This window comes from Kitasatospora sp. NPDC058478 (assembly GCF_042720345.1).
Classification (GTDB): Bacteria; Actinomycetota; Actinomycetes; order Streptomycetales; family Streptomycetaceae; genus Kitasatospora.
Map to the genome: position 1 here is coordinate 1 of NZ_JBHXML010000078.1, position 12,106 is coordinate 12,106.

The 12,106-nt window shown below is 73.4% G+C and carries 11 protein-coding genes; 8 read left to right on the forward strand and 3 right to left on the reverse strand.

Annotated features, from left to right (window positions below; all coding sequences use genetic code 11):
* Window positions 1–106: 106 nt before the first annotated feature.
* Entirely contained in the window at window positions 107–1,030 is a 924-nt protein-coding gene (locus ACFWPT_RS33645; protein WP_063346864.1) for a lytic polysaccharide monooxygenase, read from the reverse strand.
* Between the two features lie 292 nt (window positions 1,031–1,322).
* On the reverse strand, window positions 1,323–2,546 hold the full coding sequence (locus ACFWPT_RS33650) for an alanine racemase (RefSeq protein ID WP_380486446.1): 1,224 nt from the start codon (window positions 2,544–2,546) through the stop codon (window positions 1,323–1,325).
* 91 nt (window positions 2,547–2,637) lie between these two features.
* Here ACFWPT_RS33650 and ACFWPT_RS33655 point away from each other — a divergent pair, with 91 nt between their 5' ends.
* Window positions 2,638–3,411 (forward strand): SseB family protein, encoded by a 774-nt coding sequence (locus tag ACFWPT_RS33655; RefSeq protein ID WP_380486448.1) that lies wholly within the window; start codon window positions 2,638–2,640, stop codon window positions 3,409–3,411.
* 76 nt (window positions 3,412–3,487) lie between these two features.
* Here the strand turns inward: ACFWPT_RS33655 and ACFWPT_RS33660 are convergent, their stop codons facing one another.
* Window positions 3,488–3,865, reverse strand: a complete 378-nt coding sequence (locus tag ACFWPT_RS33660) for a DUF1844 domain-containing protein (RefSeq protein WP_063346861.1) — start codon at window positions 3,863–3,865, stop codon at window positions 3,488–3,490.
* A 482-nt stretch (window positions 3,866–4,347) separates the two neighbouring features.
* Between ACFWPT_RS33660 and infC the strand changes: the two genes are divergently transcribed.
* From infC to pheT, 7 genes are all read left to right on the forward strand, one after another.
* Window positions 4,348–5,118 carry a translation initiation factor IF-3 gene (gene infC, locus ACFWPT_RS33665; RefSeq protein ID WP_380346233.1) on the forward strand — a complete coding sequence of 257 codons (771 nt, stop codon included), beginning with the start codon at window positions 4,348–4,350 and terminating at the stop codon, window positions 5,116–5,118.
* 141 nt (window positions 5,119–5,259) lie between these two features.
* Entirely contained in the window at window positions 5,260–5,454 is a 195-nt protein-coding gene (gene rpmI / locus ACFWPT_RS33670) for a 50S ribosomal protein L35 (protein ID WP_030055648.1), read from the forward strand.
* A gap of 109 nt (window positions 5,455–5,563) precedes the next feature.
* Window positions 5,564–5,959, forward strand: coding sequence for a 50S ribosomal protein L20 (gene rplT, locus ACFWPT_RS33675; RefSeq protein WP_030055649.1), 396 nt, complete (start codon window positions 5,564–5,566; stop codon window positions 5,957–5,959).
* Between the two features lie 104 nt (window positions 5,960–6,063).
* Complete coding sequence (locus tag ACFWPT_RS33680; protein WP_380346224.1) at window positions 6,064–6,930, forward strand: TrmH family RNA methyltransferase; 867 nt, start codon at window positions 6,064–6,066, stop codon at window positions 6,928–6,930.
* A 110-nt stretch (window positions 6,931–7,040) separates the two neighbouring features.
* Window positions 7,041–8,144, forward strand: a complete 1,104-nt coding sequence (locus tag ACFWPT_RS33685; protein WP_380378634.1) for an ATP-binding protein — start codon at window positions 7,041–7,043, stop codon at window positions 8,142–8,144.
* A 280-nt stretch (window positions 8,145–8,424) separates the two neighbouring features.
* On the forward strand, window positions 8,425–9,546 hold the full coding sequence (pheS, locus tag ACFWPT_RS33690; protein WP_380378635.1) for a phenylalanine--tRNA ligase subunit alpha: 1,122 nt from the start codon (window positions 8,425–8,427) through the stop codon (window positions 9,544–9,546).
* Window positions 9,546–12,047: a phenylalanine--tRNA ligase subunit beta gene (gene pheT / locus ACFWPT_RS33695; protein ID WP_380486450.1), complete on the forward strand. Its 2,502-nt coding sequence runs from the start codon at window positions 9,546–9,548 to the stop codon at window positions 12,045–12,047. The genes pheS and pheT overlap by 1 nt, the downstream gene beginning before the upstream one ends.
* The last annotated feature ends 59 nt before the right edge of the window (window positions 12,048–12,106 follow it).

The window sequence follows — 12,106 nt, forward strand, 5'->3', positions numbered from 1 at the left end:
CCCGGAGAGCACTCTCCGGGTGGGCCGCCGCCGTTCGTTCCGGACGGGGTGGAGCCGCGGAACCGGGCCGGACGGGGGTTTGGCCGCCCCGGCCCCGCGTCCGGCGTCAGGAGTCGCGTCGAACAGCCTCGACGCGACGGCGCCGGAGCACCATGCCGGCCCAGCCGACGCTGATCGCGGCGGCGCCGGCCAGCAGCAGCGGGCCGGTGGCCGACGTGCCGACGGCCGCGGCGGCGGTCGGGATCACGGCGCCGGCCGGGGAGTTGGGGTCGCCGCCGTGGCCGTGGTGGGCGACCGTGGACTTGGGTGCGTCGGCCGCGATCTGCGCGTCGCTGGGCGCGGCCGGGGCCTGCGCGGTGAGCGCCGAAACGGCCGGGGCACCGGCCGCGGTGGCCGCGCCGAAGTCGACGTCGGAGCAGCTGTAGAACGCCTCCGGGCTGTCGCTGCGCTGCCAGACCGTGTACAGCAGCTGGCGGCCGGTGCGCTGCGGCAGGGTGCCGGCGTAGGTGTAGAAGCCGTTGGTGGCGGTGCGGTCGACCTGTACCTGGGCGACCGGCGTCGGGTCGAGGTCCGACCACTTCAGCGGCTTGGTGGGGTCGTAGCCCGGCTTGGTGATGTAGACGGTCTGGGTGCCCACGTGGGGCGCGGTGGTGCGGAACTGGAAGGTGAAGGCGCCCGCCTTGACCGCGGTGGCCGGCCAGTCGGTGCGCGGCCAGTCCAGGGCCTGGTACTTGTCGCGGTTGGCCGAGCAGAGCTTGCCGTCCGGGATCAGGGCCTGGTGGTTGCCGGCCGCGTTGGCGATGTTGACCTCGTTCCAGTCGTACAGCGGCTGGGTGCCGCTCGCGGCGACGAGGTCCTTGCAGATCTGGGACACCGGGTGCTCGGGGCCCTCGGCGTAGCAGGCGGCGACCCGGCTGACCGGGTTGGTCATGGTGCCGTGGGCGCTGGCGGTGCCTGCGGTGGAAACGGCCACCGCGAGGGCCGCGGCGCCGACCGCGCCGACGGACAGGGCACTTCGCTTGATGGACATGGGGTGGGGACTCCTTGACCGTCGTTCCGGGCGGGTGTGGGGGGAGCGGACACGCCTGCCCGTTCGGGGGCCGCCGGCCCGGACCGCGGACCCCTGGCCAGAGCGTATGATTGGTCTGGACCAGCTGGCAATAGTCGTGCGTGCCACGCTTCCTGACGGACTGTAGGCCCCCGAACAGGGCAAAGGCCCGACGGAACGGCCGGGTTAGGCGTTCCATCGGGCCCGCTTAAGGCTCCGGAAAGGTCGTCGGACGGCCGTTCGGGCGGTCAGGCCGCCGTCGGCCGCAGGCCGGTCACAGGAACGCCTTCCCCTCGCCCCGGTACGTCGGGACGGTCCGGACGATCCGGTCGCCCTCGATCAGGTGCAGTTCGGCGAAGCGCTCGCACAGTTCGCCCGCCTTGGCGTGCCGGAACCAGACCCGGTCGCCGATCAGCAGGTCGTCCGCGGCCGCGCCGAGCAGCGGGGTCTGCACCTCCCCGGCGCCCTCCATCGGGTCGTAGCGCAGCCCCTGCGGCAGGTACGGCACCGGTGAGCGGTCCGGGCCGGCCGCGCCGGAGGCGGGGTAGCCGCCGCCGAGCACCGTCACCACGCCGACGCCGGGGCGGCGCACCACCGGCTGGCCGAACAGCGCGGCCGGACGGCCTTGGAACGAGCGGTAGTTGTCGAACAGCCGGGGCAGGTAGAGCCCGGAGCCCGCCGCGACCTCGGTGACCGCGCGCTCGGCCACGGTGGACTCCACGCTGCCGGTGCCGCCGCCGTTGACGAACTCCAGCTCGGCCACCCGCCGCAGCCGCCGGACCACGGCCGCCCGCCGCTCGGCCAGTTCGGTCCTGGCCCTGGCCTGCATCAGCCGGATCAGCTGCGAACGCAGCGGCCGGCCGGGCACCTGGTCGCCCACCCCGGCGACGTGCCCCTCGTAGGCCATCAGGCCGACCACCCGGAAGCCCCGGCGGTGCTGGACGAGTTCGGCGAAGGCGCCGAGGTCCTCGGGGGTGCGCAGCGGGGAGCGCCGGGCGCCCACCCGGACCCGCCCGCCGAGCAGGTGCAGCGCGGTGTCCAGCTCCAGGCAGACCCGCACCTCGGCGTCGCCGCCGCGGGCCTTGTCGATCAGGTCCAGCTGGGCGGGGTCGTCGAGGACGACGGTGACCTCGTTGGTGAGCGCCGGATCGGCGGTCAGCTCGGTGTACCCGGACCGGTCGGCGGAGGGGTAGGCGAGCAGGACGTCGCGCACGCCGGTGCGGGCCAGCCAGAGCGACTCGTCGAGGGTGTAGCTCATCACCCCGGCGAAGCCGTCCACGGCCAGCGCGCGGTCCAGCAGCGCCCGGCAGCGTACCGACTTGCTGGCCACCCGGACCGGCTTGCCGGCGGCCCGGCGCACCAGGTCGGCGGCGTTGGTGTCGAAGGCGGCGAGGTCGACGACGGCCACCGGCCCGTCCAGGTGCGCGGTGGCCCGGTCGTACCGGAGGCGGTCGGAGACCGGGGTGGGGGCGGTCGCGGGTGCGTCGAGGATCACCATGGGCGCAGGGTGCCACACCGCACTACCGGTGGGTAGGCCCCGCGTGCAGGGAAATGGGGCGGCTCGCGCGCGGTGGCATAGGGTCGGGCGGGTGGACCGCAAAGACTTCTCCAACCCGGCGTTCGTCGGCAAGGGCATCCCGAACCCCGGCTTCTCCGACGACGACGGCACCGCCGACCCGGCGCTCGCCGAGGCCCTCGCCCGCTGGTCGCAGGACCGCGCGGCCGAGCCGGAGGTGCTGGCGGCGCTGACCCCCACCCGGCTGATGGTCCCGATCGTCGCGATCCTCGGCGAGGTCGAGGTGGACGCGCACGGGCACAAGCACGAGAAGACCAGCGACATGGCCGTCCCGGTGCTGGAGGCCCCGGACGGGCGCCGCGCGCTGCCGGCCTTCACCTCGCTCGACTCGCTCGCCCGCTGGCGTGCCGACGCCCGCCCGGCGCCGACGGCGGCCCCGCAGGCCGCGATGGTCGCCTTCTCCGAGCGCGCCGACACCCTGCTGGTCGACCCGGCCGGGCCGGTGCCGTTCCAGCTGAGCGGTGCCCGGCTGCGGGCGCTCGCGGAGAACCGCCCGTTCCTGCCGCCGGCCCGGGACCCGGAGGTGCGCGAGGCGGTCCGCGGGCTGCTGGCGGCCGAGCCGCAGGTGCTCACCGGGCTGCTGGCGGCCTCGGAGGGTTCGGACGGGGTGCTCGCGGTGGTGTTCGACCCGGCGCTGGACCAGGACGGGCTGCAGGCGGCCGTGCAGCGGGTCGGGCGGGCGGTGGCCGCCGACCCGGTGCTGCGGGTGCGGCTGGACCGGGGGCTGGACCTCGCGGTGCTGCCGGCGAGCGCGGAGCTGCCGGGGGAGCCGCTCTACCAGCGGTAGGAAGCGGTGGGGAGCCGTAGGAAGTGCGTCGGGGGCGGTGCGTCGCGTGACGTACCGCCCCCGAGTCGCGTCCGGGTCAGGAGTAGACCGGCCCGGTGAACTTCTCGCCCGGGCCCGTGCCCGGCGCGTCCGGGACGATGGAGGCCTCGCGGAAGGCCAGCTGCAGCGAGCGCAGGCCGTCCCGCAGCGGCGCCGCGTGGAAGTTGCTGATCTCCGGGGCGCCGGCGGTGACGAGCCCGGCCAGCGCGGTGATCAGCTTGCGGGCCTCGTCGAGGTCCTTGTCCTTCTCCCCGCCCTCGGCCAGGCCGCACTTGACCGCGGCGGCGCTCATCAGGTGCACCGCGACGGTGGTGATCACCTCGACGGCCGGGACCTCGGCGATGTCCCGGGTGAGGTCGTCGAAGCCGATCGCGTCGTCGTCCGCGCCGGGGGTCTTGGTGGGCTCGCTGCTCAAGGGGGGCTCGTTCCGTCGTGCCGGTGTCAGTACCCCTGGAGCGTACAAGGGCCCTTCCGGAGGCGGACAAAGGTGGTGAGGTGGGGCGGAATAGCGTTCGACTCCGCAGCGCTGTATGCTTCGAGACTGACCGGCCGGGATCCCGTATGGGCACCTGGCCAGCAAGAGGAGGCTCCACCCAGGAGGCCCGAGAGGGCAACCGCGAAAGTCTCCCACCTGGTCGACCTCAGGGTCGACGGGTCCCGGTCCGCGACGGGCGCCACGGCGCCGAGTCGCAGCAGCGCTCCTCACCAGGGTGTTGCCCCCGGATTGTGTGGAGCCCCGCTTGTACCGAGCGGGGCTTTTTTCGTGTCGCGGTGCACACGGTGCCGAACAGGTGCCGGGCAGCGCAGCACGAATGAAGCCCCGCCCAGTGGTCGAGTCCACTACGTGCGTCCGCCGTCCGACGGCCGCATCGCAGAAGGTGCAACCGAGGAGGCCCCATCAGCACCGAGCCCCGCATCAACGACCGGATTCGCGTCCCGGAGGTGCGACTCGTCGGTCCCAGCGGCGAGCAGGTCGGCATCGTGCCGCTTGCCAAGGCGCTGGAGCTCGCGCAGGAGTACGACCTTGACCTGGTCGAGGTCGCGGCGACCGCCCGGCCGCCGGTGTGCAAGCTCATGGACTACGGCAAGTTCAAGTACGAGTCGGCCATGAAGGCCCGTGAGGCGCGCAAGAACCAGGCGCACACGGTCATCAAGGAGATGAAGCTCCGGCCGAAGATCGACCCGCACGACTATGACACCAAGAAGGGTCACGTCGTCCGGTTCCTCAAGCAGGGCGACAAGGTCAAGATCACGATCATGTTCCGTGGTCGTGAGCAGTCCCGCCCCGAGCTGGGCTTCCGCCTGCTGCAGCGGCTCGCCGACGACGTCCAGGACCTGGGCTTCATCGAGTCGTCGCCGAAGCAGGACGGCCGAAACATGATCATGGTTCTTGGCCCGCACAAGAAGAAGACCGAGGCGATGGCCGAGGCCCGCGCCCTCGCCGACGCCCGCAAGGCCGAGCGTCAGGGCCGTACCCCCGGCTCCGACGCCGCTGCGGACGACGACCTGCTGGACGACGACCTGCTGGTCGACGACGAGGTCGCCGATGACGAGGTCGCCGACGACGAGGCGACCGAGGCGGCCGAGGCACAGGACGCCCCGGCCGAGGCGCCGGCCGTCGAGGCCGACGCTCCGGTCGAGCAGCCGGCCGCCTCCCAGGGCGCCTGAGCCTTCACCGGCCAGGGCGGCCCGGGAGACCGGCCCCAAGGTGACGGGGCGCCCCGCCCGGTCACACAGATCCATCCAGTTCACGCCCGCGTGGCGCAGGCCGCGCGGGCGCGGACGGGACCGACGAGGAGATACGGCGAAATGCCGAAGCAGAAGACGCACAGTGGCGCCAGCAAGCGCTTCAAGATCAGTGGCTCTGGCAAGGTGCTCCGCGAGCGCGCCGGCCGTCGCCACCTCCTGGAGCACAAGCCCTCGACGCTGACCCGCAAGCTGGCCGGGACCGTCGAGCTGGCCCCCGCTGACGCCAAGAAGATCAAGAAGCTTCTCGGCAAGTGATCGCCCTCCCGCCCGGCGCGAGCCGTGAGCGGGGCAGCTGATCCTTCCCGACCCATTCGAATGACGGACCACGTGAAGTAGTCCGTGGTCCAACCCAAGGAGTAATCAAGTGGCACGCGTCAAGCGGGCAGTCAACGCCCACAAGAAGCGCCGGGTCATCCTGGAGCGCGCCAGCGGCTACCGTGGCCAGCGCTCGCGCCTGTACCGCAAGGCCAAGGAGCAGGTCACCCACTCGCTGGTCTACAACTTCAACGACCGCAAGAAGCGCAAGGGCGACTTCCGTCAGCTGTGGATCCAGCGCATCAACGCTGCGGCCCGTGCCAACGGCATCACCTACAACCGCTTCGTGCAGGGCCTGAAGGCCGCCAGCGTCGAGATCGACCGCAAGATGCTGGCCGACCTGGCCGTCAACGACCCGGGCGCGTTCGCGTCGCTGGTCGAGGTCGCCCAGAAGGCGCTGCCGGCCGACGTGAACGCCCCCAAGGCTGCCGCCGACGCCGCCTGATCTTCCGAGATCAGTTGAGCTCTGACCGGACCCGCAGGCTCCCTGCGGGTCCGGTTCTGCGTTTCCCCGGATCTTCAGCGCCGCCCGCCACAGAGAACGAGACCATGCCGAGCACCGACACCCCCCTGCTCACCTCCCTGCGCTCGCCGCGCGTCGTCGCCGCCCGCCGGCTCGCCAAGCGGAACCAGCGCACCAAGGAACGCCGCTTCCTGGTCGAGGGCCCGCAGGCCGTCCGGGAGGCCGTCGCCTTCGGCCAGCTGCCGGACTCGGCCGAGCACGCCGTGGTCGAGGTGTACGTGACCCCGGAGGCCGCCGAGCGGCACGCCGCCCTCGTCGAGGCGACGCTGGCCGAGGGGCTGCCGGTGCTGACCGCCACCGACGAGGTGATCGCCGACATCTGCGACACGGTGACCCCGCAGGGCATCGTGGCGCTCTGCCGCTTCATCGACACGCCGTTCGCCGAGGTGCTCAAGGCCCGCCCCAAGCTCGTCGCGGTCCTCGCCCACGTCCGCGACCCCGGCAACGCCGGCACCGTGCTGCGCACCGCCGACGCGGCCGGCGCGGACGCCGTGGTGCTCACCGACGCCTCGGTGGACCTGTACAACCCGAAGGCCGTCCGGGCCTCCGTCGGCAGCCTGTTCCACCTGCCGGTGGCGGTCGGCGTGCCGGTCGAGGAGGCGGTCGCGCAGCTGCGCGCGGCCGGGGTCCGGGTGCTCGCCGCGGACGGCGCGGGGGAGCGCGACCTGGACCAGGAGCTCGACGAGGGCACCCTGGGCGCGCCCGGCGCGTGGGTGTTCGGCAACGAGGCCTGGGGGCTCCCGGAGGAGACCCGCGCGCTGGCCGACGAGGTCGTGCGCGTCCCGATCCACGGGCACGCCGAGAGCCTCAACCTGGCCACCGCCGCGGCCGTCTGCCTGTACGCCTCGGCCCGGGCGCAGCGCTCGCCCGGCGGCTGCCGCTCGAACGCCTGACCCGCACGCTCCAGCCGCCACCGGCCGAGGGCCTACTACAGGGGGCTGCGAGGCGCTAGGGTCTGCCTCTGTGGGGGGAACGGCACGGTGGGTAATCGGGGAGGACACCCATGGTCGGCAGCGGGCCAGAGCTAGACCCGGACGACCTACCGGACGGCCTGGTGGTCGCCGATGCGCTGGGCCGGGTGGTCTGCTTCAACCGGGCCGCGGCCCGGCTCACCGGCCTGCCCCCGGAGGCCGCGCTCGGTAGCGGGCTGGAGGACGTCCTCCCGCTGGAGGACCTGGACGGCCGCCGCTGGTGGCAGCTGACCGACCCGTACGGCGGCCTGGCCACCCGCACCGGCCAGCCGGAGCGCAACCTGCTGCTGCCCGGCGGCCGCGAGGTGCTGGTCTCCGCCCGGTACGTCCGGGACGTGCCGCTGGGGCCGCCGCAGCGGGTGGTGGTCGCGCTGCGCGGCACCGAGGCCCGGCGCCGCACCGAGCGCAGCCACGCCGAGCTGATCGCCACCGTCGCCCACGAGCTGCGCTCGCCGCTCACCAGCGTCAAGGGCTTCACGGCGACGCTGCTGGCCAAGTGGGAGCGGTTCACCGACGGGCAGAAGCGGCTGATGCTGGAGACGGTGGACGCCGACGCCGACCGGGTCACCCGGCTGATCGCCGAGCTGCTGGACATCTCCCGGATCGATGCCGGCCGGCTGGAGCTGCGCAAGCAGGTGGTCGACCTGGCCGCCGCGGTGCGCCGGCACGTCGAGCGCAAGGTCGCCACCGGCATCCCCGAGGAGCGCTTCGACGTCCGGATCAGCGAGTCGCTGACCGTCCTGTGGGCCGACCCGGACAAGGTCGACCAGGTGCTGGCCAACCTGCTGGAAAACGCGGTGCGCCACGGCGAGGGAACTGTCACGATCGAGGTGGCACCGGCCAAGGAGGTCGTCGAGGCGCCCCTCTGGGAGCGCTCGGGCACCCCTCCCCGCATCGTGGAAGGAACCGCGGTCACCGTGAGCGACGAAGGAAGCGGCATCCCCGAGGAGTCGATGCCGCGCGTCTTCACCCGCTTCTGGCGCGGTTCCAAGCGCGGCGGCACCGGCCTGGGCCTGTACATCGTCAAGGGCATCGTGGAGGCCCACGGCGGCTCGATCCGGGTCGACCGGGCCCCCTGCGGCGGCGCCCGGTTCCGATTTGTCCTGCCCGCCAGCGTTCCGGACTTCATGCTCTGAAGGAGCATGAACGACAAGCAGGGCATGCTCTGAAGGAGCTCTGAAGGAGCATGAACGCATGCTCCGGGGTCCCGCTGGACGGGCTTCCAGGCAGCCGCGCTACGCGCTGCGACTACACTCGACCTTTGGCGTTGTGGTACGCCCTGTGCGGCTGAGCCGCGGACATCCCTCTTCCCCGTCGTACGGAGAACGGCTGCCCGTGCCCCGGCCACACCGGGCGTACCGCAGAGGCAGCCACCCTTACCTGAGCACGGACGAGCAGGAGCACGGGAAGATAGAGATGTCGGCACCCAACAAGTCGTACGACCCGGTCGAGGTCGAGGCCCTCAAGCCCGAGGTGGTGGAGCAGGCGCGGGACGAGGCCGTCGCCGCCTTCGCCGCCGCCAGCACGCTCGACGAGCTGAAGGAGGCCAAGGTCGCCCACACCGGCGACCGTTCCGCGCTCTCCCTCGCCAACCGCGAGATCGGCGCCCTGCCCCCGCACGCCAAGGCCGCCGCCGGCAAGCTGATCGGCCAGGCCCGCGGCGCCGTCAACAAGGCCCTCGCCAAGCGGCAGGCCGAGCTGGAGGCGGAGCGCGACGCCCGCGTGCTGGTCGAGGAGGCGGTGGACGTCACGCTGCCGTACGACCGCGCCCCGCGCGGCGCCCGGCACCCGCTGACCACCCTGGCCGAGCGCATCGAGGACACCTTCGTCGCGATGGGCTACCAGGTCGCCGAGGGCCCCGAGGCCGAGGCCGAGTGGCTGAACTTCGACGCCCTCAACCTGGGCCCGGACCACCCGGCCCGCTCGATGCAGGACACCTTCTTCGTGCAGGCCCCGGACGGCTCCGCCGACTCCGGCGTGGTGATGCGCACCCAGACCTCCCCGGTCCAGGCCCGCACCCTGCTCGACCGCGAGCCCCCGGTCTACGTGGTCTGCCCCGGCCGCGTCTACCGCACCGACGAGCTGGACGCCACGCACACCCCGGTGTTCCGCCAGGTCGAGGGCCTCGCGGTGGACGAGGGCATCACCTTCGCCGACCTCAAGGGCACCATCGAGGTGCTGGTCGAGAAGCTGATCGGCGGCGGCCTGGAGCTGCGCTGGCGCCCCTCGTACTTCCCGTTCACCGAGCCGAGCGCCGAGATCGACCTGCAGTGCTTCGTGTGCCGCGGCGAGAGCGTCGGCAACCCGGACCGCCCCTGCCGGACCTGCTCCTCCGAGGGCTGGATCGAGCTCGGCGGCTGCGGCGTGGTCAACCCGCGCGTGCTGGTCTCCTGCGGCGTCGACCCCAACCGCTACAGCGGGTTCGCCTTCGGCCTGGGCCTGGAGCGGATCCTGATGAATCGTCACAACGTCGCCGACATGCGCGACATGGTCGAGGGTGACGTGCGCTTCACCCTCCCGTTCGGGATGGAGATCTGATGCGCGTCCCGCTTTCCTGGCTGCGTGAGTACGTCGACCTGCCGGCCGGCGAGACCGGCCGTGACGTGGCGGAGCGCCTGGTCAGGGCCGGCCTGGAGGTCGAGACCGTCGAGCAGCTCGGCGGCGACCTCAAGGGCCCGCTGGTGGTCGGCGAGGTGCTCTCCATCGAGCAGCTGACCGGCTTCAAGAAGCCGATCCGGCACTGCCTCGTCAACGTCGGCGACGCCAACGGCACCGGCGAGCCGCAGGAGATCGTCTGCGGCGCCACCAACTTCGCCGTCGGCGACAAGGTCGTCGTGGTGCTCCCGGGCGCCGTGCTGCCCGGTCCCTTCCCGATCGCGGCCCGCCAGACCTACGGCCGCACCTCGGCCGGCATGATCTGCTCGGCCCGCGAGCTCGGCATGGGCGACGACCACGACGGCATCATCGTGCTCCCGCCGGAGTTCGAGCCCGGCACCGACGCGATCGAGCTGCTCCAGCTGGTCGACGAGGTGCTGGACATCGCCGTCACCCCGGACCGCGGCTACTGCCTGTCCCTGCGCGGCGTCGCCCGCGAGGCCGCCGCCGCGTACGGGCTGCCGCTGGCCGACCCGGCGCTGCTCGACGTGCCGCCGGCCAACTCCTTCGGCTACCTGGTCAAGGTCAACGACCCGGCCGGCTGCGACCGCTTCGTGGCCCGCACGGTCGTCGGCATCGACCCGACCGCCAAGTCCCCGATCTGGCTGCAGCGCCGCCTCCAGAAGGCCGGCATCCGCCCGATCTCGCTGACCGTCGACATCACCAACTACGTGATGCTGGAGGTCGGCCAGCCGCTGCACGCCTACGACAAGCAGCGCGTGAGCGGCCCGATCACGGTCCGCCGGGCGGAGCAGGGCGAGAGCCTGACCACCCTCGACGGCGTGCAGCGCAAGCTCTCCGCCGAGGACCTGCTGATCTGCGACAACAGCGGCCCGATCGGCCTGGCCGGTGTCATGGGCGGCGCCTCCACCGAGATCCTCGACCCGGCCGCCGGCCCGGGCACCACCGAGGTGATCATCGAGGCGGCGCACTTCGAGCCGGTCGCCATCGCCCGCGCCGCCAAGCGGCACAAGCTGCCCTCCGAGGCGTCCAAGCGCTTCGAGCGCGGCGTCGACCCGGAGGCCGCCCGCGCCGCCGCCCAGCGCGCCGTCGACCTGCTGGTCCTGATCGCCGGCGGCACCGCCGAGGCCGGGGTCACCGACATCGCCGCCCCGCACCCGGTGCGCACCATCACCATCTCCGCCGACCTGCCCGACCGGGTCGCCGGCACCGCGTACGGCCGCGAGACCGTGACCCGGCGCCTGCAGGAGATCGGCTGCTCGGTCGCCGGCGCCGACGTCCTGGAGGTCACCCCGCCGACCTGGCGCCCCGACCTCACCGACCCGTACGACCTCGCGGAGGAGGTCATCCGGCTGGAGGGCTACGACAACGTCCCCGCCCGGATGCCCAACGTGCCCCCGGGCAAGGGCCTGACCGAGGCCCAGCGCGTCCACCGCCGGATCGGCGTCGCGCTGGCCGGGGCCGGCTACGTCGAGGTCAACAACTACCCGTTCCTCGGCGAGAGCGCCTTCGAGGCGCTCGGCCTGGAGCCGGACGACCGGCGCCGGCGCACCGTCAAGCTGGTCAACCCGCTCAACGACGAGGAGCCGGCGCTGCGCACCACGCTGCTGCCGGGCCTGCTCGGCTCGCTGCGGCGCAACGTCGGCCGCGGCAACACCGACCTGGCGATCTACGAGACCGGCACCGTCTTCCTGCCCAAGGACGAGCTGTCCGTGGCCCCGCGCCCGGCCGTCGACCGCCGGCCCAGCGCCGATGAGCTGGCCGCGCTGGACGCCGCGCTGCCGGACCAGCCGCGCCGGGTCGCCGTCGCCCTCGCGGGCGAGCGGCTGCCGTCCGGCTGGTGGGGCCAGGGCGCCGGGGCGTCCTGGGCGGACGCCGTCCAGGCGGCCCGTACGGTGGCCCGCGCGGCCGGCGTCGAGCTGACCGTGCGGCAGGGGCAGCGGGCGCCGTGGCACCCGGGCCGCTGCGCCGAGCTGGTCGTCACCGGCACCGACCGGGTGGTCGGCCACGCCGGTGAGCTGCACCCGCGCGTCGTCAAGGCGCTCGGCCTGCCGGCCCGCACCAGCGCGATGGAGATCGACGTCGACCTGCTCACCGCGGACGGCGCCGAGAAGGTCAACGGCCCTGCGGTCTCCGGCTTCCCGGTGGCCACCCAGGACGTCGCGCTGATCGTCGACGCCGCCGTTCCGGCCGCCGACGTGGAGGCCGCGCTGCGCTCCGGCGCGGGCGAACTGCTGGAGGCCATCCGGCTGTTCGACGTCTTCACCGGCGAGCAGGTCGGCGAGGGCCGCAAGTCGCTGGCGTACGCGCTGCGCTTCCGCGCCGCGGACCGCACGCTGACCGCCGACGAGGCGACCGCCGCCCGCGAGGCGGCCGTCGCCGAGGCCGTCGCCCGCACCGGTGCGGTGCTGCGCGGCGCCTGATCCCGTCAGGCCCCAGGGCCCCGTTCGGACCTCGGTCCGGGCGGGGCCCTTTGCCGTTC